We start from the raw sequence: 20,238 nt of genomic DNA, 5'->3' as shown, positions 1-20,238 counted from the left end.
GCCCCTCGGCGCGTGGTGTCCGTGGGTCAGGACAGCCGCGCGACCGCCGCCGCCACCCGCTCGTCGGTCGCCGTGAGCGCCACACGTACGAAACGGTCGCCCGCCGGTCCGTAGAAGTCGCCGGGCGCCACCAGGATGCCGAGTTCCGCGAGGTGGGCCACCGTCTCCCAGCACGGCTCGTCGCGCGTCGCCCAGAGGTAGAGGCTCGCCTCGCTGTACTCGATGCGGAAGCCGTGGGCCTCCAGCGCGGCGCGCAGGGCGGTGCGCCGGTTCGCGTACCGGGCGCGCTGTTCCGCGACATGGGTGTCGTCGCCGAGCGCCGCGACGGTGGCCGCCTGGACCGGTGCGGGCGCCATCATCCCGCCGTGCTTGCGGATCAGCAGCAGCTCGCCCAGGACGTCCGCGTCGCCCGCGATGAAGGCGGCGCGGTATCCGGCGAGGTTGGAGCGCTTGGAGAGCGAGTGGACGGCGACGATGCCCTCGTACCGGCCACCGCAGACGTCCGGGTGGAGCACGGAGACCGGTTCGGCCTCCCAGCCCAGTTCCAGGTAGCACTCGTCGCTGAAGACCAGGACGTCGTGCTCACGCGCCCAGGCGACGATCCGGGTCAGCTCGTCCTTGGACAGGACGCGGCCCGTCGGGTTGGACGGCGAGTTGAGCCAGAGCAGCTTGAGACCCGTCGGGTCCAGCTCCGTGGGGTCGTCGTAGGCGACGGGCTCCGCGCCGCAGAGCCGGGCGCCGACCTCGTACGTCGGGTACGCCAGCCGCGGGTAGGCGACCTTGTCGCCCGCGCCGAGGCCCAGTTGGGTCGGCAGCCAGGCCACCAGCTCCTTGGAGCCGACGACCGGCAGCACGTTCTCGTGGGCCGTCCCGACCGCTCCGAGACGCCGCTCCACCCAGCCGGTGAGGGCGTCGCGCAGGGCCGCTGTGCCCCACACCGTCGGATAGCCGGGGCTGTCCGCGGCGGCCACGAGCGCCTGTTGGATCAGCTCGGGCACCGGGTCGACGGGCGTGCCGACGGACAGGTCGACGATGCCGTCCGGGTGGGCGGCGGCCGTCGTCTTGTACGGCGCGAGCCTGTCCCAGGGGAAGACCGGAAGGCGGGAGGAGACTGCTGCGGACACGGAACTCTGCTTTCTCGTACGGGCGGCGAACCACAGGGGGTCACGGAGCCGCCGGGGCCGCGGGGTCCCGGGGCACCTGGCGGCCCTCCGGCCGCACCGGCGGCTCGGGCTGCTGAAGAGGGGCGCCGGGCGGCGGTGGCGCGCCGGAAAACACCGCGGTCCCGCACGGTGACGAGCCGTACGGGACCGGGCGGCGCACGTGCGGCCGCTGCTTACTGGTTCTGCGGCGGCAGCGCGGCGATGAACGCGTGGTCGCGCTCGATCAGGCCCAGCTTGGAGGCACCGCCCGGCGAGCCGAGGTCGTCGAAGAACTCGACGTTCGCCTTGTAGTAGTCCTTCCACTCCTCCGGGGTGTCGTCCTCGTAGAAGATGGCCTCGACCGGGCAGACCGGCTCACAGGCTCCACAGTCGACACACTCGTCCGGGTGGATGTACAAGGACCGCTGGCCCTCGTAGATGCAGTCGACGGGGCACTCTTCGATGCAGGCCTTGTCCTTCACGTCGACACAAGGCTGCGCGATGACGTAGGTCACGCTGTCGTTCCTCCTCGGTAGGGCGTTGGCTCTCGCGCGGGAGCGCGGCGTCGTCGATGCCCGCACCTAGTATCTCCGTTCCCGGGCACGAACCGAACAGGAGGGGCGGAGAGAGCTGTGGAATTCACCATCGGCGGACGGCTGGAGGTCCGCATCACACCGGCTGACGTGGGCAAACGTGTGTCGGTCAGGCGTCGCCCCCAAGGGGTCGGCGAAGGCGCCATGTTCACGGACACCGTCGGGGTTCTCACATCGTGGGACAACCATGTGCTCTCGATCACATCCAAGAGTGGTGAATCCGTCCACATCGCGGAATCCGCGCTGGTGGCGGGCAAGGTCGTGCCCGCCGCACCGGCCCGGCGGCGGGGGCCCGCGGCCTCCTTCGACGAGCTCGCCCGGGTCTGCGCGCGGGCCTGGCAGCCGGTGGAGAGCGAGCCGCTGGGCGACTGGCGGCTGCGTGCCGCCGGCGGCTTCACCCGGCGGGCCAACTCCGTGCTGCCGCTCGGTGATCCGGGACTGCCGGTCGGCGAGGCGCTGGAGCGCGTACAGCGCTGGTACGGGGAACGGGAGCTGCCCGCGTACGTCCAGACCGCGACCGGCGCCGAGGGTACGCAGGAGGCACTGTGCGCGGAGCTGGAGCGGCACGGCTGGCTGCGCGAGGTGTCGGCCGAGGTACGGATCGGGGCACTGGCGCCGGTCGGGGATCTGGACGCGGATGTCCCGGCGGTCCGGCTGAGCCGTGAGCCGGACGCCGCGTGGCTCTCCCGCTACCAGCGCTTCGACACCCCGGGCGCCCATGTGCTCCAGGTCCTCGGCTCCGGGCCCTCGGTGTGGTTCGCGACCGAGCCGGGCGACCCGGAGGGCACGACGCCCGCGGCGATCGGGCGGTGCGTCGTGGACGGGCGGTGGGCCGGGTTCATGGCGGTCGAGGTGGGGCCCGAGCACCGGCGGCGCGGGCTGGCGACCTCGGTGATGACCGCGCTGGCGCGACGCGCGCTGGAGGAGGGCGCGTCGGCCGCGTGGCTCCAGGTGGAGACGGACAACGACGGGGCGCGGGCGCTGTACGACGGCATGGGCTTCGCGCTCCACCACAGCTATCACCACTTCCGGTCCGCACCGTGAGGACCAGCAGGGATACGTGTCGCATATGAGTCCCCCCAGCTCTCCCGGCTCCCGGGGCCCGCAGGATTCCGGCGCGGCCGAACGGCGGCGGCAGTTCGCCGAGGAGGCCCGCTCCGAGCGGCCGGACCTCGCCCTGCTCTGCCTGCTGCTGGGCGCGGAGGCGGGGCCGCTCGGGGGGCGGCCGTCGCCGGCGCCGGGGTCGGACGCACGGGTGTCCGGGCAGGACCGGGCGGTACCGGGCGGGGACGGGGCGGACGGGCACGGTGGTGGGGCCTCCCCCGATCCGTACGGCATCGACGCCTCGCAGATCGAGCTCGACCGGCTGGCCGGACTGCTGCCGTACGGAGCGCGCTCCGCCCGTGCCTGGGCCTCCGTCCTGGCCGAGCTGCTCGGTGAGCGGTGTGGATTCACCGGGGCTTCGGCCGACTACCAGCGGCTGGACTCGTCGCTGCTCCAGCAGGTGCTGCGCCGCCGTCGCGGGCTGCCGATCCTGCTGTCCGTGATCTGGATCGAGGTCGCGCGGCGGGCGGGCGCACCGGTGTACGGGGTGGCGCTGCCCGGTCACTTCGTCGTCGGTTTCGGCGATCCGGCGGAACGGGTGCTGGCCGATCCGTTCGCCGGTGGCGCGCCGCTGAGCGGGCAGGACGCCGAGCTGATGGTGGCCGGGGCGACCGGGGCGCCGCTGACCGAGTCGATGCTGGTGCCCGCGCGGCCCCTGGAGATCGTGCTGCGCATCCTGAACAACATCAGGGCCTGGGCCGCGGCACGCCCCGAGTACACGGATGTGGCGCTGTGGGCGGTCGACCTGTCGCTGCTGCTGCCCTCGCACCCGGCCAGGCTGCGCTACGAACGGGCCCAGCTCCTGGTCCAGCGCGGGGAGTTCCCGCAGGGGGCGGCGGAGATGGAGGAGTACGCGGAGATCGTCGCCGGAATCGACCCGGCGACGGCCGACGCGGTCCGGCGACGGGCACGGGCGGCGCGGGCGCTGCTGAACTGACCGGTGGCGGGCCGCCGGTGATGCCCGGCCGTACCTGTGGCGGGCCGCCGGTGATGCCCGGCCGCACCGGTGACGGGCCGCCGGTGGTGCCCGGCGGCGGGTCACCGTGCCGTGCGGACCAGGGCCTCTCCGGCGTCCGTACGGCGGTAGAGCACGGAGCGGCCCGCCCGGCGACGCCCGACCAGCCCGGCGTCGAGCAGGACCTTGAGGTGACGGCCCACCGAACCCAGGCCCTGCCCCGTGAGCGCCACCAGCTGCGTCGTGCTCAGCGGGGTCGACAGCAGCACGAGGACAGCGGCCCGTGCGGGCCCGATCAGCGCACCCAGGGCCCTGGGCACCGGCGTACGGTCCGCCTCGGCGAGCGCCCCCGAGCACGCGTACACCACGCCGTACCGGTGCGGGGCGTCCCAGGAGACCCAGGACTGGTCCGGGGTGACGGGCACGAACAGCAGCTGGGACCCGGCCAGTTCGCGCGGCGGGTGGTCGTGGGTGTTGATCTGGAGCCGGCTCTCCCCCAGCCAGCGCATGCCCGGACGCATGCCGTTCAGCGCCGCGGCCCAGCCTCCCCGGCTCAACTCGGCGGCGCGGGCGACCACATCGGCCTCCAGGATCCGGCGCCGCCTCGGCCAGAGGGGCAGCACCGTGTGCGTCCACACCCACTCCAGGACATCGGCGGTCCGCGGCGCCAGGTCGTCACGGTCCAGCCGGGCGGGCAGCGGTCCGCGGAGCGTCTCCACCAGGTCGGCGCGGGCGTCCTCCGGCGGGGTGGCGCGCATCCGCGACAACTCCCGGGCGAAGTCCGGCGGCGCCTCCCCCGCGGGGGTGGCCATGGGGGTGGGGGTGAGGAAGTTGGCGTTCCACCGGGGTGCCAGGGCGGCCCGGACGATCATCGCGGAGACCGGGTCCTCGGTCTGCCGCCGCCGGTAGGCGGGCAGATGGGCGTCGAGCCAGACGCGCTCCCCCGGATGGGCGGCCGTCCCCCGCTCCAGGACCTTCATGCTCGCGATGGTCTCGGTCAGCGGCGAGACGGCGAACCGGCTGTTCGCGAGCGTGTCCGCGCTGATCTGCCACCAGCCCATTGCTTTCGCCTCCCGGCGAAACACTAACCGCCCCCGCGACCGCGCCCGGAGACTCCGGCCATGCGCACCTACCGCGAACTCCTGCGGACTCCGGAGTTCACCCCGCTCTTCGCGACCGTCTCCGTACAGGTGGCGGCCCAGACCGCGACCGGCCTCGCCCTCGGCACTCTGGTCTACTCCCGCACCGGCTCACCGCTGCTGTCCTCGCTGGCCATGTTCGGCACCTCCCTGGCCCAGATGCTGGGCGCGGCCACGCTCCTGTCGGCGGCGGACCGGCTGCCGCCGCGCGGGGCGCTGACCGGTCTGGCGCTGCTGTTCGGTCTGGGCTCCGCCGTACAGGCCGTCCCCGGCCTGCCCCTGTGGGCCCTCTTCGGAGTCCTCCTGCTGCTGGGGCTGGTCTCGTCCCTGGGCGGTGGAGTGCGGTACGGGCTGCTCAACGAGATCCTTCCGAAGGAGGGTTTCCTGCTCGGCCGGTCGGTGATCAACATGTCGGTCGGCACCATGCAGATCGGCGGGTTCGCGATCGGCGGGGTGCTCGTGACCACGCTGTCGGCGCGCGGCACCCTGCTCGTCGGCGCGGCCCTGTATCTGGTGGCCGCGGCCGTCGCGCGCTGCGGGCTCACCGCCCGGCCGCCGCGGGCCGCCGGACGGCCGTCGGTGAAGGAGACCTGGCGGACCAACGCACTGCTCTGGTCGTCGGTGCCGCGCCGCTATGTCTACCTGGCCCTGTGGGTGCCCAACGGGCTGGTGGTGGGCTGCGAGTCCCTGTACCTCTCCTACGATCCCCGTCACGCGGGGCTCCTCTTCGCCTGCGGCGCCCTCGGCATGCTGGCCGGGGACACGGTGCTCGGCCGGTTCGTCCCCCGGCGGTGGCGGGACCGGCTGGGCAACCCGCTGCGGCTGCTCCTCGCCGCGCCGTACCTGGTCTTCGCACTGCATCCGTCACTGCCCGTGGCGGTGGTGGCGGTGGTGCTCGCCACCACCGGGTTCTCGGCGAGCCTGCTGCTCCAGGAACGCCTGATGGCGCTGACCCCGGACGAGCTGAGCGGGCACGCGCTCGGCCTGCACACCTCCGGGATGCTGACCATGCAGGGAGTGGGCGCCGCGCTCGCGGGAGGCGTCGCCCAGCTCACCTCCCCGGCGACGGGCATCGTCGTACTGGCGGCGCTCTCGCTCGCGGTGACGCTGGCCCTCGCCCCCGGGCTGCGGCCCGAGCGCGGACCGGGCGGCGACAGCGAGGGGTCCGGCGGCCGGAGCGCCCGCCCCAAATCGCTGCCGGGTCAGGCGGTGGCGCGACCCGAAGAGGTTCCTCCCATGCCGGGAGCGGCCTTCGTGCCGGCAGCGGCTTTCCCTCTCCCCGCTAGTTCGTGACACGAATCAAGCGAACCGAAAGGCTCGGAGGCGGAATAGACCCGGCCGTTCCCGTATTCTGGCCGCATGGGGAGATCAGCGGATGAACACATGGGGGTCGTCACCGCGCTGGTGCGTTCCTCGTTCCTGGTGAATGCGGTGTACGCCGAGTCGGGCCGGGCGTTCGGCCTGACACCACAGCAGGGGCAACTGCTCTGCGTCCTGATGGCCCAGCCGTACGGAATGAGCGAGCTGGGCGCGACGCTCGGGCTGGCCAAGTCGAGCCTCACCGGCCTGGTGGACCGGTCCGCGCAGCTCGGACTCGTACACCGCGAGCCGGACCCCCGGGACGGGCGGGCGATCCGAGTGGCCCTCACGGACAGGGGCGGACGGCTCGCCCGCGAGTTCTACGACGAGACCTCCCGCCGCGTCGGAGACCTGCCGGCCGGTCTCGACCCGGCGGACCGCGACCGGCTCGCGGAACTCCTCGGGCGCCTGGTCCGGGAGAACGAGGTGCCGGTGGTCTTCATGGAGGCGGGCGAGGGCCCCGTCCGCGCGGAGCGCGCCTGAGGGCACGGGGCAGGCCCCGTCCGCGCGGAGCGCACCGGGCGCGCGGCGCGGGACCCGGCCCCCGCGGAGCACGGCGGACGGGCCTTCACCGCCCCCACGGGCTCAACCGGTACCGAACAGCTCGGCGAACCGGCCGGTGAACAGGTCCGCCCCCTTGTACGCGGCCACCGCCTCCGCCGACAGCACGGACGGCCCGTCGGGCGTGGGCACTTGGCCGACACCGCCCTCGGGGCCGAGCGGGAGCAGCACCGAGGGGACGGGGGAGGGCCGGTACACCGCGACCGGTTCCTCGCCGCGCACCTGGGCGAGGATGTTCCGCGCCACCACGTCGGCGTGCTTCATCGCGTGACCGGCCATCTTGGCCTCGTCGAGATCGGTGAGGTCGCCGAGCGCGTAGATATGGCCGTAGCCCACCGCGTTGAGCCGCTCGGTCACCCGGACCAGCCCCTGCGGCGTGCGTACCGAGGGCATCGAGTCGGCGAGATAGCCACTGTTGACACTGACGCCGTAGCAGCGGAACCAGATGTCCGCGGTGATGTCCTCGGAGCGGCCGGCCCGGTGCCCGGCGCCGCGTTCGCCTCCCGCGGTGCCGACAGTGAAGGTCTTCGCCCGCCCCGGCCCGGTCGGCGGCTCCTCGGCCAGCCGGGTGGAAAGGCGCAGTTCCACGCCCAGTTCACGGAGTTGGGCGGTCAGCTCCTCGCGCATCGCCGGATCGAACCCGGGCATCAGCTGCCCGGCCGGATCGACGACGGTCACCCGTGTGTCCGGCCACACCGCTTTGATCTCGCCGGACAGCTCCAGGCCGACCGGCCCGGCTCCGACGATCAACACCCTTTTCGCGTCGGCGAGTTCTCTGTGGGTGGCGTGCACCCGCGCCAGCGCCTCGCCGGAGACATCGGTGTCCGTCCTGGCGGGGTAGGGGTAGTCGGAGCCGGTGGCGAGGACCAGGTAGTCGGCGTCGACACGGGCACCCGAGGCCAGCGTGACGCCACCGGGGTCCACCGAGACGGCGCGCTCCCGGATGACCCTGCCGCGTCGCAGCAGCTTGTCGTACGGGAAGAAGATGTGGTGCGCCCAGTCCGGCCGGACCAGTGCGCGCAGGGAGCCCGCGACGTGCACGAACGCGTCCTTGGGCTCGACCAGGACGACGTCGGCCTCCTCGTCCAGTGCCTTGGCGACGGCGGCGCCGCCGTAACCCCCGCCGATGACCGCGACCGTACGACGCATGTTTCCGACCCCCACAGAAGAATCCAGTTCGCCCTACGAACCATATTAGTTCGTAGGGCGAACTGTAAACACCGGTCGGACCGGCGGTCCGTCCCGAGGTGGCGTACGGCTTTCCCGTCAGCCGCCGGAAATGCCCGGCCGCCGGCGGATGCCGGTCAGATGCCCGGCGCGAACACGGCGCGGTGCTCGCGGAGGAAGGCGTCGAGCGTCCGGGCGGGGCGGCCGAGGACGGCCTCCACCGTCCCGTTCGGGGACTCGGGACGCGCGACGGCCAGTCGCTGGATCTCCACGACATGGCTCGCGAGCCAGTCCGGCAGGTGTGCGGTGCGGACGAGATGGCCGTGGAAGTCGTCCGGAGGCAGGTCGATGTGACGGACGCGCCGGCCGGTCAGCTCACCGAGAAGATGCGCGAGTTCCGGACAGCTGAAGGCCCGCGGGCCGGTCAGCGTGTACGTGACCCCGTCGAGGCCGGGGCGCAGGAGGACCTCCGCGGCGACATCGGCGATGTCCCGGACGTCGATGTAGTTGCAGGGCACGTCGCGCATCGCCGCGACGAGCACGCCCTCGGCGACCGCCGGAGCGTTCAGGAGCAGCTTCTGCATGAACGCGTAGGGCCGGAGCAGCGTGGCCACCATGCCGGTCGCCGCGAGGTGCGCCTCGACCTGCCAGTGCCCGCGCGAGACGGCAACCGGCGAGTCGGGCTCGGCGGCCGGGGCGGAGAGTTTGACGACGTGCCGTACGCCGCACGCGGCCGCGGCGTCCACCGCGTTGATCTCCAACGCGACTTGCCGCGGGCTGTTGGCCATGGCGAGGAACAGTTGCGTGGAGCCGTCGAACGCGGCGCGGAGCGCGCGGGGGTCCGCGGCGTCCGCACCGACGACCTCGACCGGCGCCTGCGCGCCGATCGCGGCGCGCAGTCCGTCCGGAGTGCGGCTGATCGCACGGCAGGGGATGTCCAGCTCGATCAGGCGCCGGAGCAGCGCGCCGCCGGTGGCGCCGGTCGCGCCCATGATGGTGATCACGGTGTGCCTTTCGTGGTGCGGGTGGGTCCGGGGATTCGAGGGGAGAGCGGCCGGGTCACTTCCGCCGCCGGGTTGCCGTGCCGCTCCATCGCCAGGTGACGATCGTGGTGGCCAGGGCGGCCGACAGCGGCAGGTCGATCCGCAGCCGGTCCAGCCACCCGGCATCGGGCACCGGTGTGTGCGCCGGCAACCAGCCGGACGCGAACCACCCGGCCAGTCCCGCGATTCCGGTAGCGGCCGCACCGAGCCCGATGGTGATCACCGGGCGGGGCACCGAGGTCGTCCACCGGCGCGGCCGGCCCCGGCGGTGCAGCCATCCGCCGACGACGAAGGCCACCACGGCCGAGGTGATCCCGATGGAGGTGAAGGCGGCCGTCGTCAGTTCGGGCTGCCCGCCGAGGACTCCACCGATCCCGGCCGAGAGCGCGGGGGCCAGGTAGGCGACGGCGACCTCCTTCCAGAGCGTGAACGGGCGGGCGGCGGAACCGCGCTGGGCGGCCTTGTTGCGGACAGTGCTCACGTACACTCCTCGAAAAGTTATTAGGGGCCTAACTATGTGGGCATGGGGAGACAGTCGCCCGTTCGATGCGGGCGCTTCCCGTGCGGTGCGGGACGCTACTCGGCGGTCAGTGCGCCGATCCCCCAGGTGATCCGTTCCAGCAGATCCAGGAACAGCCCGCGCTCGTCGGCGGTCAGCCCGCCGACCAGCGCCTGGAGGCGCGCGAAGTGATCCGCGGCCATACCGCGCAGCCGCTGGGCACCGCACGCGGTGAGCGCGACCACCGCACCCCGCCCGTCCTCCATGGACGCGTGGCGGGTCACGAGGCCCTCGCGCTCAAGCCCGTCCACCAGGCCGGTCACCGTGGCACGCGAGACACCGAGGCTCTTCGCGAGCAGCGACGGCGACTTCCCCCCGCCGCCGTCCTCAAGGTCCACCAGGAGGCGGTAGCGCCCGATCGACAGCCCGAAACGGGAGAAGTGCACTTCGGACGCACGGTCCAGCCGCGCCCCGGCGGTCATCAGACGCACGGCCACAAGCACCGCCTGCGGGTCGGCGTCGAGCCCGTACCGCGCGATCTGACTCCGCGCCTGATCAAGCGTGGGCACAGCGCCGGAGTTCGCGTCCTCGTCACTCATAAAATTAATATGGCACCTAACTACATACTCGGTCAAGCCGCGTCCGCCGGAACGGCAGCCGCCCTGCGGACCCCACGCGCGTCTCCGCCCCGGTCGGCCGCACGGGGGTTCACCCCTTCACCGGAAGCCGCGCCCGCGGCCGGACGGTGACCAGCGCGATCCCCCCGCAGCACAGGGCGAGGAGCAGCAGTTCGGCGGGCGTGGGCGCGGGCGCGGTGCCCAGCGCCCAGTCGCCGAGGCGCACGGTGAACGGGACGGCGAGCTGGACGGCGGCCGTGAAGACCGGCCCGCGCAGCAGGATGAGCCGGTGCTGTACGAGGTAGGCGGGCGCGTAGACGGCCGCACCGAGCACCACGATCCCGCCGGTCGCGGCGAGCGTCGGCGGACGGCCGATCAGCGCGGGCAGGGCCATCGGCAGGAGCAGGCAGGTGGCCGCCGCGAGCAGCACGGGCAGGACGGCCGACGGCGGCAGCCCGGAGAGGCGTTGCCGGTACAGGAACCCGTACACAGCGAAGGCCGCCGTCGCGCCCGCCACGAGCAGCAGCCCCGTGCCGTCCATATCCCCCGCTTCGGCGCCGAGTGCCGCGTATCCGGCCGCCGCCGCGCAGGCGAGCGCCGCCCCGGCAGCCTTGCGCGGGGCCGCGCGTTCGCCGAAGAACAGGGCCCCCACCACCACCGACGCGCACGGCATCAGCGCGACGACGAGGTTGGTGAGCGAGGTACCGATGCGCGGGATGGCGAGGAGGGTGCCCGCGGCGTATCCGGCGAAGCCGAGCAGTCCCAGCAGCCATACGGTGCCGGGCCGGGCGGCCGCGCGGCGCAGATCGGCCCGGCCGCCCCCCGTGGAGGCGGCGACGGCGGTAAGCGCGGCGCAGCAGACGGCGGTACGGCCGACGGCGACGATCAGCGGATCGGTCCCGGTGACCAGGGCGCCGGACAACAGCCAGGTCCCGGAGAGCAGAAGCACCAGGGCGACCGGCATCGCACGGCCTTTCCATGAGCGGCGGTTGGGGCGGGGGCGCCGGTAGCGTATGCCGTGCCCGCGGATCGGCACATCGCCGGTGTGCCGACCTGGACAGGAGCAGTGCTCCCGGCGTGCCGGACGGTTCCCGCAGGACCCGCCGCCCCGTCCCCACGCCACGGTCGGGCGGGGTTCCCGCAGTGGTGCTCACGCGCGGGGCGGCCGATTCACCCGACGCGGGCGGCGATGATCCGCGCACACTCCATCGACTCGGTGTGTGTCGTGTCCACCTCCAGGTCGTAGGACACGCCCCGGTGGACCATGTCCGCCTGCGACGCCGCCATCCCGGCGACCCGGTCACCCCGCGCGGTCTCGCGGCCCGCGGCGACCGCCCCGTCGCACCTGACCCCCACCCACAGCACCCGCAGCCCGCCGAGGGCCCGCAGCCACCGCTGCTGGGACTCCCCTCCGCCCAGGAAGACCTCGTCGACGACGATCCGGGCACCCGCACCCGCCATCGCGACGAGCCCTTCGATCCACGCCGCCTCCAACGTCCGGAAGCCGGGGCCGACGACCACCTCACCGTCCGGAGCGAACTCGATCCCGGTGTCCGAGGTCAGCAGGGACGCGGGCATCGCGTCGACCAGGGTGTCGACCCCGAAGGCCAGCCAGGGGTCCGGCAGCACCGACTGGAGACAGCGGACGATCCCGGACTTCCCCGAACTGGAACCACCGTTGAGAACGATCATCTGTGTCATCACGGGCCCACCGTAGAGGCGCTGCGGCGACGGCCGGAACGGAATTCTCCCAGGCACGCCCGGAGCGGCCCTTCGGGCATGGGCAGCACCCGCACGGTGCAAGCCTCCCCCTCCCCTACGGCCCCGCCCGCTCACCCCGCGGCTTCCCTCGACCGGCTCACGTAGAGGTCCCGGAACGCCGCCGTCAGGCTCGCGATCGTCCGCCAGTACGTGTACGCGTCGTCGTCCGACGTCGTGTCATCGGGACGGACCGCCAGGTCGAGGTTCCGGTACGCCACCCGGAACAGCACCCGGACCGCACCCCGCCCCGGCTCGTCGTGGCCGTAATCGTCCACGGCCATCAACGACCGCAGATGGCGGATCAGTTCATCCGTTCCCGCGTTGATCACGCTGCGCGGCGGAAGGGCCGCACGGGGGGCCAGGGCATGGTCGAGCGCTGTCGTGATCGCCTCGATGCCGAGGGTCGCGCGCGGCCAGGTGGCGTCGGCTTCGGTCACATGTCCTCCTCACCCGTGGCCGGTGGTGGCCACCACCGTCCGTTCCTCCGACGGTGATGTATCAAGGAGAACGGTGAACGAGCCTGGGGCCAAGGCAATTCACGCTTCCATTCAGTCACCGGAAACCGGCAATTTCGACCCGCCCACCGGTCATCGCCGGTGCGGAAACCGCTACCGTGAGTTTCATGACGAGGAAGACCGGCAATGTTCTGCTGGCCGCCCGTATGAGCGCCGCAGGGCTGAAGCAGCACGAGCTCGCGAGTCGGCTCAACGAGCACATCGAGAGCCTGACAGGGCGACCGGGGTCTCTTCAGGACCGGCATATCCGGAATTACCTGACGGGAACCACGCGTTGGCCGCATGCGCGCCAACGGATCGCCCTGGAAAGGGAATTCGGATGTTCCGCCGAGGAACTCGGGTTCGTCCCCCGTCAACGCACCGGGCCCCCCGACGGCATTCGGGCGATGGCACCGGGGAATCCGGTGGAGCGGCGGGACTTCACCCAGCGGGCCGCCGTGATGGCCGCGACCGTCGTCCTGCCCCCGGGCCGCACCACCGTCGGCATCTCCGACGTCAGACGTGTCGGGCAGGCGCTCGCCTCCCTCTACCGGCAGGAGTGCCGGGTCGGCGGTACGGCACGGATCGAGGCCCAGCTCCTGACCTGGATGCGGCACGCCCTGTCACTCCTGGACTCGGGCCGCGCCTCGGCCCGCGTACGGTCCATGCTCTACGCGGCTGCCGCGAACGCGGCCAGCACCGCCGGCTGGGCCGCGTTCGACTCCCGCAACCAGCAGCGCGCGGCGCACCACCTCGACCGTGCGGTGACGCTCGCGGGCCTGTCCGGGGACGCGGATGCCATGCACCGGGTGTGGAACAACGTCGCCATGCTCGCCGGGCAGCGGGGCGGTCTCATCGAGTCGCTGCACGCCTCGCAGGCGGTGCGGGACGCCGGAATGGCGCGGCGCGATCCGCTGTACGCCTCGCAGGCACACGCACGCATCGCGCTGTCCCACGCCCGTCTCCGCGACAAGCGGTCGGCGTTGCGGGCGCTGGGGCACGCCGAGGACGCGCTGGCCCGCGCGGACCTGAGCCATCGGCCCACCTGGCTGGCCTTCTACGACCACGCCGAACTGCACGGCCTGGCGGGCATCGTCCACCATCGTCTGGGACAGGCCGAGCCGGCCGAGGCGCGCATCCACCAGGCGCTGGCACTGCTGGGTCCGGGATTCACCCGTAACCGCGTCTACTACACCGCCCAGCTCGCCCTGGCCCAGCTCGGTCAGCATGACGTCGAGGCGGCCTGCGCGACCGCCGACCGCGCGCTCGCCACGGCCGCCACCGCGCCCGGCAGCCGGCGCATCGGCAGCCTTCTCGACGACTTCCGCCGTCAGTTGGCGGTGCACCCCGCATCACACGCCCAGGACTGGCTCCAGCGAACAGCGAAGGGGACACCCTCACCATGACCGTCCAGTTGCGCCGCTACACCGCGATCGACCTGCCGGACATACGTCCGGTCCTCCTGGACGTCTACGCGGAGGTGTACGCCGACTCCCTGCACGTCCCCTTCACCAGCCTGGCGCGCTTCGACCAGCGGCTGACCAACCACGCCGGCGGCGCCGGGTGGGAAGCGGTGATCGGTTACGACGGCGACCAGCCCGTGGGGTACGCGTACGGCGCACCCCTGCGCCGGGGCGCCCGCTGGTGGTCGCACATGACGACCCCGCTGCCCGAGGGCTTCGCGGAGGAGGACGGGTCCCGCACGCTCGCCCTCTTCGAGCTGATGGTGCGCGCCCCGTGGCAGGGCACCGGCGCGGCGCACCGCATCCACGAGGATCTGCTGTGCCCGCGGCCCGAGAAGCGCGTCACGCTCCTGTGCGACCCGGAGCATCCCCGGGTCCTGGCCCTCTACGCGTCCTGGGGTTATCGGCACATCGGTGATCAGCAGCCCTTTCCGGACGGTCCGCGGTTCTCGGTCCTGGTGCGCGAGCTGGAAGGCGCGCCAACCCCTCGCGAGATCATCTTGTGAAGTCAACGAGCCCGCCGACCGGGTCGATTGCGGGGCAATTGCCGCTCGGTTGACGTTAGTTGTTGCGCCCAACGCATTCGGTCGGGCGTTCTGACGCACACCTCTTGACGTGTCCAGGGCAACACGGGAAACATCGCTCACACGTGAGAGCGCTCTCACAGATTCCCGCGGAGCCGTCGCGGGCCTTCCCTCGGCCCGCCCCCCATGGGCTCTGCCGACCGCCAGTCGTGCACCCACACCACGACCTCAGGAGACGTACCTTCATGCATGTTCCCCCCACACCGGCAGGCGGATACCGCCGCTCCCGCGTGCTCGGCCTCGCCGCCTTCGCGCTCTCGCTGATCATGGCCGTCCCCACCGCCGGCACGGCGTTCGGCGAGGAGGCCGCGGCCGTTCCCGGCGGCGGCGACCTCGGGCCCAATGTGCTGGTCTTCGACCCGTCGACGCCCGGCATCCAGGCCAAGGTCGACGAGATCTTCAAGAAGCAGGAGTCCGCGCAGTTCGGCAGCGACCGCTACGCGCTGATGTTCAAGCCGGGCACGTACGACAACATCAACGCCCAGCTCGGCTTCTACACCTCGATCGCCGGGCTCGGGCTCAACCCCGACGACACCACCTTCAACGGTGATGTGACCGTCGACGCCGGGTGGTTCAACGGCAACGCCACCCAGAACTTCTGGCGGTCGGCGGAGAACCTGGCGCTCAAGCCGGTCAACGGCACCAACCGGTGGGCCGTCTCCCAGGCCGCGCCCTTCCGGCGGATGCACGTCAAGGGCGGGCTCAACCTCGCTCCCGACGGATACGGCTGGGCCAGCGGCGGCTACATCGCCGACAGCAGGATCGACGGCACGGTCTCGCCGTACTCTCAGCAGCAGTGGTACACCCGGGACAGCGCGATCGGCGGCTGGGGCAACGGCGTCTGGAACATGACGTTCTCCGGCGTCGAGGGCGCGCCCGCGCAGAGCTTCCCGCAGCCTCCGTACACCACGCTGGAGACCACACCCGTCTCGCGCGAGAAGCCGTTCCTCTATCTGGACGGCGCCGACTACAAGGTGTTCGTCCCCGCCAAGCGCACCGGCGCACGCGGCACTTCATGGGGCAACGGGACCCCGCAGGGCGAGTCGATCCCGCTGGACCGGTTCTACGTCGTGAAGCCGGGCGCGAGCGCCGCCACCATCAACGAGGCCGTCGACCAGGGGCTGCATCTGCTCTTCACCCCGGGCATCTACCACATCGACCGGCCCATCGAGATCGACCGCCCGGACACCGTGGCCCTCGGGCTCGGGCTCGCCACGATCATTCCGGACAACGGAGTGAGCGCGATCAAGGTCGGGGACGTCGACGGGGTGAAGCTGGCCGGTCTGCTGATCGACGCCGGTCCGGTCAACTCCGAGACGCTGGTGGAGGTCGGGCCGGACAACGCCTCCGCCGACCACTCGGCCAACCCGACCTCGCTCCAGGACGTGTTCGTACGGATCGGCGGCGCCGGCCCCGGCAGGGCGACCACCAGCATCGTCGTCAACAGCGACGACACGATCATCGACCACACCTGGGTCTGGCGCGCGGACCACGGCGAGGGCGTCGGCTGGGAGACCAACCGGGCCGACTACGGAGTCCATGTGAAGGGCGACGACGTCCTGGCCACCGGGCTGTTCGTCGAACACTTCAACAAGTACGACGTGCGGTGGTCCGGCGAGCGGGGCCGGACGATCTTCTTCCAGAACGAGAAGGCGTACGACGCCCCCAACCAGGCCGCCATCCAGAACGGCGACATCAAGGGGTACGCCGCCTACAAGGTCGACGACTCCGTCACCACCCACGAGGGCTGGGGCATGGGGAGCTACTGCTACTTCAACGTCGACCCGACCATCCGTCAGCAGCACGGGTTCCAGGCCCCGGTGAAGCCCGGCGTGAAGTTCCACGATCTGCTGGTCGTCTCGCTGGGCGGCAAGGGCCAGTACGAGCACGTCATCAACGACACCGGGTCCCCCACGTCCGGTTCGGACACCGTCCCCTCGCAGGTGGTGTCCTTCCCGTAGAGCAGGGCGGCCCCTCCCGCGGGGCGGGGCGGCCCTCCCGCGGGGCGGGGCGGGGAGCCGGTCCTGGCTCCCCGCCCCGCCGACGTACAGGTCGCAAACCTGCCGGACTCCGCGCACACCCGGCTGATGCACTGGAGCCATGAGCAACCAGCACACCTCCGCCCTGACCTTCCGTTCCCTGCACCACGACCGCACCGCCCCGCTCGCCCTCGCCAACGTCTGGGACGCCGCCGGGGCCCGGCTCGTGGAGGACGCCGGAGCCACCGCCCTCGCGACCACCAGCGCCGGGGCCGCCTGGAGCCTGGGAGTGGCCGACGGCGACCGGTTGGGCAGGGAACGCGCGCTCGGCCTCGTCGCCCGTGTCGTGGCCGCCGTACGGGTGCCGGTGAGCGCCGACATCGAGAGCGGTTACGGGACCGGGCCGGACGAGGTCGCCCGGACCGTCGCCGGGGTGCTGGACGCGGGCGCCGTGGGCGTCAACATCGAGGACGCCGCTCCTGACGGGTCCGGCCCGCTGCGCCCGGTCGCCCATCAGGCCGCGTGTCTCGCCGCGGCCCGCGCGGCGGCCGACGCCGCGGGGATCGCCCTGTTCGTCAACGCCCGTATCGACACGTATCTGCGGGCGGTCGGCGACCCCGGGACCCGGCTGCGTCACACGCTGGAACGGGCCGCGGCCTATGTGGACGCCGGTGCCGACGGGATCTTCGTCCCCGGGGTCACGGACACGGCGACCGTCACGGCGCTGGCCGACGGGGTCGGCGTACCGCTCAATGTGCTCGCCGGGCCCGGAGGCCCGTCCGTGGCGGAGCTCGGGCGCCTCGGTGCCGCCCGCGTCAGCCTCGGCTCCGCCCTGGCCGAGGCCGCCTACGGAACGGCGCGCCGGGCCGCCCGCGCGTTCCTGACCACCGGAACCTGCCCCGTGCCCGAGGAGCCGGCCGGCTACCAGGAGCTGAACCTGCTGCTCTCCGCCCGTGGATGAGGGCAGTCGGTGGCGCAGGGATGCGGAGGCCCGTGGGCGAAGACGGCGGGTGAGCGCCGCGGGTGAAGACGGCGGGTGAGCGCCGCGGGTGAAGGCAGTGGTCCCGACGGCGCGGGCCTTCCCGACGCGGATCGACGCCCGTCCGCCGGCCCCGTCCGCCGGCCCGCTACTGGTCCCGGCGCTGTACCGCCGTCACCGCGACCGTCGCCGCCGCCAGCGCCCACACCGCGTACACCGTCCAGGCCCCCGCGTTCGTCCACGGGAACGGGACGGGCAGGTCCCGCACGTCGGTCAGCCGCATCCACGCGCTGAGCGGCAGGACGTGGTCGGCGACCGCCGTCGCGTACCGGCGGTCGCTCATCACCATCGGCAGCAGGAGCAGCACCCCGACCGAGCCGGCCACCGAGCCCGCGCCGTGCCGGACCAGGGTGCCCAGCGCCAGGCCGGCCAGTGCGCACACCGGTGCCAGCAGCGCCGAGGCCACGACGACGCGCAGGGCGCCCGGGTGGCCGAGGGGGACTCCGGCGTCCCGCCCGGACAGGATCGCCTGGGTCAGCCAGAAGGAACCCCCCGCCACGACCGCGCCGAACACGGTCATGACCGCCGTGAGCACGATCGCCTTGGCCGCCATCACCGAGCGGCGGGCCGGCACGGCGGTGAACGTCGTGCGGATCAGGCCGGAACCGTACTCACCGGTGACCGACACGGCCCCGATCGCACCGGCGGCCAGCGCCAGGAGCATGCCCGCGTTCGTGGTGAAGGCGTCCAGCAGGGGTATCCCGTCGGCGACGAAGCCGGTCCGGCCCCCCTCGTCGTACTCGTACCAGTACTTGTAGTGGTCGTACGCCGTACCCGCGTTGAACGCGATGACCACCAGTGCGGTGATCAGGTACGTCCACGGGGTCGAGCGCAGCGACCACGTCCTGAGCCACTCGGCCGCCAGCAGATCGGTGAACCGGGCACGGGGGCCGGTGCCGGCCCTGCCGCCGACGGGGGCGGTGCTCACCGTGGTCATCGGGGGTCTCCTGCGGGGTATTCGACGCTGTCGGCCGTCAGTTCCATGAACGCCTCCTCCAGGGAGGAGCCGCGGGTGCTGAGTTCGTGCAGCGGGAGGCGGTGGCGCAGGGCGAGTTCACCGATCCGGGCCGCGTCCAGACCGGTCACCGTGAGCAGGCCGTCCGCGGGCTCGCGGTGCACCGAGGCGCCCTCCGACGTGAGCAGCGGCACGAGCCGGGCCGTGTCCGGGGTGCGTACGCTCACGCTCTGCCGGGTCCCCCGGGCCGCGAACCGTGTCAGGCTCTCCTCGGCGATCAGTTCACCCCGGCCGATGACGACGAGCCGGTCGGCGGTGTTCTCCATCTCGGTCATCAGATGGCTGGAGACGAACACGGTGCGCCCCTCGGCGGCGAGCCGCCGGAACAGGCCGCGCACCCACAGCACGCCTTCCGGGTCGAGCCCGTTGAGCGGTTCGTCGAACAGCAGCACCGGAGGGTCCCCGAGCAGCGCGGTGGCGATGCCCAGGCGCTGGCGCATGCCGAGGGAGAAGCCGCCGATGCGACGGCGGGCCGCACCGGCCAGGCCGACCTCCTGGAGCACCTCGTCGACCCGGGTGCGCGGGATGCCGTTGCTGCGGGCCAGGGCGCGCAGGTGGGCGCGGGCGGTGCGGCCGCCGTGGGCGTCGCCCGCGTCGAGGAGCGCGCCGACGTGCCGCAGGCCCCGGGCGTGGTGGCGGAACGGCAGCCCCTGGAGGGTGGCGGTCCCGGCTGTGGGCTCGATCAGGCCGAGCAGCATCCTCAGGGTGGTGGTCTTTCCCGCGCCGTTGGGGCCGAGGAAGCCGGTGACCTGGCCGGGGCGCACGGTGAAGGTGAGATTGCTGACGGCGGCGGTCGGACCGTACCGCTTGGTGAGTTCGTTGACTTCGATCACGGTGTCCACGGTGGCGCCGGCCGCCCCCGTACGTCATCGGCCCTCCGCTGACACTCCTGGGCATGTCTGTCGACCGTGGGTGTACACCCCCGGTCCGATGCCGCCGCCGGGGCCCGTGGCTACGATCGGGCCATGCCGATGCCGCCCCTCCCCCTGCTCAAGCGTGTGCCGCCGGGCGTCTGGGCGGCCCTCCTGTGGAGTGCCGCGACGCTCTCCTCGGTACGCGCGCAGTTCGGCGTTCCGGGGATGCCCAGCGGTCTTCCCCTCCTGGCGGCCGAGGACTGGCTGCTCCTGGCCGCGGCCACCGTATCGGCGCTGACGGGCAGTCGGCTGCTGTCCGTCCGGCCGTTGCCCGCACTCGTCCTGCTGGCCGTCGGCTCGCTCGGGGCGGCGCTGGCGGTGGGCTCGCTGGGGGTCGCGTTCCTCCATCATCTGACCCTCGACATCGCTCTCGGCTTCCTCGTGGCGACCCGCTCCCGCCGCAGCTGGGGCCCCGCGTTCGCCGTGACCGTCGCGGTGCTGCCCGGCTATGTGCTGCTGCGCGCGCTGCTGGGCCTTCCCCTGCGGCTCCCGCACGGCGCCTACACCAGCTGGACCTACTGGGAGGCCGTCTCCCTGCTGGCGGTGATCGCCTGCCTGGCCGGGATGTCGGTGCGCCGGACGCGTGAGTACGCCCAGGAGCTGACGGCCCGCGCGGCGGCGCAGGCGGTCACCGCCGAACGGCTCCGGATCGCCCGCGAGATGCACGACACGGTCGCGCACAGCATCGGCGTCATCGCTCTCCAGGCCTGACCCGGCTGCTCGCCAAACTGGACGCCCGGGACCGGGTGCAGCTGGTGATCATCGCGTACGAGGCGGGGCTGGTGCCGACCGGTACGCGGTGAGCCCCGC

The 20,238-nt window shown here is 72.7% G+C and carries 21 protein-coding genes and 1 pseudogene; 10 read left to right on the top strand and 12 right to left on the bottom strand.

Annotation, left to right across the window (positions count from 1 at the left end):
• Nucleotides 1-26 precede the first annotated feature (26 nt).
• Nucleotides 27-1,124, bottom strand: coding sequence for a succinyldiaminopimelate transaminase (dapC, locus tag OG251_RS26475; RefSeq protein ID WP_326679470.1), 1,098 nt, complete (start codon nucleotides 1,122-1,124; stop codon nucleotides 27-29).
• A 212-nt stretch (nucleotides 1,125-1,336) separates the two neighbouring features.
• A complete protein-coding gene (gene fdxA / locus OG251_RS26470; RefSeq protein WP_018956287.1) occupies nucleotides 1,337-1,657 on the bottom strand; it encodes a ferredoxin in 321 nt (106 codons plus the stop codon).
• 117 nt (nucleotides 1,658-1,774) lie between these two features.
• On the opposite strand from fdxA, the gene OG251_RS26465 reads away from it, so the two are divergent.
• Together OG251_RS26465 and OG251_RS26460 are read left to right on the top strand one after the other, a co-directional pair.
• Complete coding sequence (locus OG251_RS26465) at nucleotides 1,775-2,779, top strand: GNAT family N-acetyltransferase (RefSeq protein WP_326679469.1); 1,005 nt, start codon at nucleotides 1,775-1,777, stop codon at nucleotides 2,777-2,779.
• 25 nt (nucleotides 2,780-2,804) lie between these two features.
• On the top strand, nucleotides 2,805-3,776 hold the full coding sequence (locus OG251_RS26460) for a transglutaminase-like domain-containing protein (RefSeq protein WP_326679468.1): 972 nt from the start codon (nucleotides 2,805-2,807) through the stop codon (nucleotides 3,774-3,776).
• A 101-nt stretch (nucleotides 3,777-3,877) separates the two neighbouring features.
• Here OG251_RS26460 and OG251_RS26455 read toward each other — a convergent pair whose 3' ends face one another.
• Nucleotides 3,878-4,855 carry an ArsR/SmtB family transcription factor gene (locus OG251_RS26455; RefSeq protein ID WP_326679467.1) on the bottom strand — a complete coding sequence of 326 codons (978 nt, stop codon included), beginning with the start codon at nucleotides 4,853-4,855 and terminating at the stop codon, nucleotides 3,878-3,880.
• Nucleotides 4,856-4,915: 60 nt separating this feature from the next.
• Here OG251_RS26455 and OG251_RS26450 point away from each other — a divergent pair, with 60 nt between their 5' ends.
• A complete protein-coding gene (locus OG251_RS26450; protein WP_326679466.1) occupies nucleotides 4,916-6,226 on the top strand; it encodes an MFS transporter in 1,311 nt (436 codons plus the stop codon).
• A gap of 90 nt (nucleotides 6,227-6,316) precedes the next feature.
• Nucleotides 6,317-6,775, top strand: a complete 459-nt coding sequence (locus OG251_RS26445) for a MarR family winged helix-turn-helix transcriptional regulator (RefSeq protein ID WP_326681425.1) — start codon at nucleotides 6,317-6,319, stop codon at nucleotides 6,773-6,775.
• A 102-nt stretch (nucleotides 6,776-6,877) separates the two neighbouring features.
• Here OG251_RS26445 and OG251_RS26440 read toward each other — a convergent pair whose 3' ends face one another.
• The 7 genes from OG251_RS26440 to OG251_RS26410 form a co-directional block, all read right to left on the bottom strand.
• Complete coding sequence (locus OG251_RS26440; RefSeq protein WP_326679465.1) at nucleotides 6,878-8,002, bottom strand: NAD(P)/FAD-dependent oxidoreductase; 1,125 nt, start codon at nucleotides 8,000-8,002, stop codon at nucleotides 6,878-6,880.
• 155 nt (nucleotides 8,003-8,157) lie between these two features.
• Complete coding sequence (locus OG251_RS26435) at nucleotides 8,158-9,024, bottom strand: NmrA family NAD(P)-binding protein (RefSeq protein ID WP_326679464.1); 867 nt, start codon at nucleotides 9,022-9,024, stop codon at nucleotides 8,158-8,160.
• A gap of 55 nt (nucleotides 9,025-9,079) precedes the next feature.
• The gene (locus tag OG251_RS26430; protein WP_326679463.1) at nucleotides 9,080-9,544 is read right to left on the bottom strand and encodes a hypothetical protein; all 465 of its coding nucleotides are present in this window, start codon (nucleotides 9,542-9,544) and stop codon (nucleotides 9,080-9,082) included.
• Nucleotides 9,545-9,639: 95 nt separating this feature from the next.
• Nucleotides 9,640-10,161 (bottom strand): MarR family winged helix-turn-helix transcriptional regulator, encoded by a 522-nt coding sequence (locus tag OG251_RS26425; RefSeq protein ID WP_326679462.1) that lies wholly within the window; start codon nucleotides 10,159-10,161, stop codon nucleotides 9,640-9,642.
• Nucleotides 10,162-10,270: 109 nt separating this feature from the next.
• Nucleotides 10,271-11,143, bottom strand: coding sequence for a DMT family transporter (locus OG251_RS26420; RefSeq protein WP_326679461.1), 873 nt, complete (start codon nucleotides 11,141-11,143; stop codon nucleotides 10,271-10,273).
• 206 nt (nucleotides 11,144-11,349) lie between these two features.
• Nucleotides 11,350-11,871 carry a chloramphenicol phosphotransferase CPT gene (gene cpt / locus OG251_RS26415; RefSeq protein WP_442818434.1) on the bottom strand — a complete coding sequence of 174 codons (522 nt, stop codon included), beginning with the start codon at nucleotides 11,869-11,871 and terminating at the stop codon, nucleotides 11,350-11,352.
• Nucleotides 11,872-12,011: 140 nt separating this feature from the next.
• Nucleotides 12,012-12,377: a hypothetical protein gene (locus tag OG251_RS26410; protein WP_326679460.1), complete on the bottom strand. Its 366-nt coding sequence runs from the start codon at nucleotides 12,375-12,377 to the stop codon at nucleotides 12,012-12,014.
• 185 nt (nucleotides 12,378-12,562) lie between these two features.
• On the opposite strand from OG251_RS26410, the gene OG251_RS26405 reads away from it, so the two are divergent.
• The 4 genes from OG251_RS26405 to OG251_RS26390 all read left to right on the top strand — a co-directional run bounded on the left by OG251_RS26405 (nucleotide 12,563) and on the right by OG251_RS26390 (nucleotide 17,421).
• Nucleotides 12,563-13,840, top strand: a complete 1,278-nt coding sequence (locus OG251_RS26405; RefSeq protein ID WP_326679459.1) for an XRE family transcriptional regulator — start codon at nucleotides 12,563-12,565, stop codon at nucleotides 13,838-13,840.
• On the top strand, nucleotides 13,837-14,403 hold the full coding sequence (locus OG251_RS26400) for a GNAT family N-acetyltransferase (RefSeq protein WP_326679458.1): 567 nt from the start codon (nucleotides 13,837-13,839) through the stop codon (nucleotides 14,401-14,403). Before OG251_RS26405 ends, OG251_RS26400 begins: the two co-directional genes overlap by 4 nt.
• 263 nt (nucleotides 14,404-14,666) lie before the next feature.
• Nucleotides 14,667-16,442, top strand: a complete 1,776-nt coding sequence (locus tag OG251_RS26395) for a coagulation factor 5/8 type domain-containing protein (protein ID WP_326679457.1) — start codon at nucleotides 14,667-14,669, stop codon at nucleotides 16,440-16,442.
• Between the two features lie 139 nt (nucleotides 16,443-16,581).
• Nucleotides 16,582-17,421 carry an isocitrate lyase/PEP mutase family protein gene (locus tag OG251_RS26390; protein ID WP_326679456.1) on the top strand — a complete coding sequence of 280 codons (840 nt, stop codon included), beginning with the start codon at nucleotides 16,582-16,584 and terminating at the stop codon, nucleotides 17,419-17,421.
• A 166-nt stretch (nucleotides 17,422-17,587) separates the two neighbouring features.
• Here OG251_RS26390 and OG251_RS26385 read toward each other — a convergent pair whose 3' ends face one another.
• The gene (locus OG251_RS26385; protein WP_326679455.1) at nucleotides 17,588-18,436 is read right to left on the bottom strand and encodes an ABC transporter permease; all 849 of its coding nucleotides are present in this window, start codon (nucleotides 18,434-18,436) and stop codon (nucleotides 17,588-17,590) included.
• Nucleotides 18,433-19,347: an ABC transporter ATP-binding protein gene (locus tag OG251_RS26380; protein WP_326679454.1), complete on the bottom strand. Its 915-nt coding sequence runs from the start codon at nucleotides 19,345-19,347 to the stop codon at nucleotides 18,433-18,435. Before OG251_RS26380 ends, OG251_RS26385 begins: the two co-directional genes overlap by 4 nt.
• Nucleotides 19,348-19,479: 132 nt before the next feature.
• On the opposite strand from OG251_RS26380, the gene OG251_RS26375 reads away from it, so the two are divergent.
• Nucleotides 19,480-20,139, top strand: coding sequence for a histidine kinase dimerization/phosphoacceptor domain-containing protein (locus OG251_RS26375; RefSeq protein WP_326679453.1), 660 nt, complete (start codon nucleotides 19,480-19,482; stop codon nucleotides 20,137-20,139).
• Nucleotides 20,136-20,231 (top strand): annotated as a pseudogene (locus tag OG251_RS26370) (DNA-binding response regulator); the annotation flags it as partial. The gene OG251_RS26375 and the pseudogene OG251_RS26370, both read left to right, overlap by 4 nt.
• Nucleotides 20,232-20,238: the final 7 nt, after the last annotated feature.

It is taken from the genome of Streptomyces sp. NBC_01237 (assembly GCF_035917275.1).
Lineage (GTDB): Bacteria > Actinomycetota > Actinomycetes > Streptomycetales > Streptomycetaceae > Streptomyces.
The sequence above is the reverse complement of the archived record's forward strand: the minus strand, read 5'-3'. Positions and strand labels throughout refer to the sequence as shown.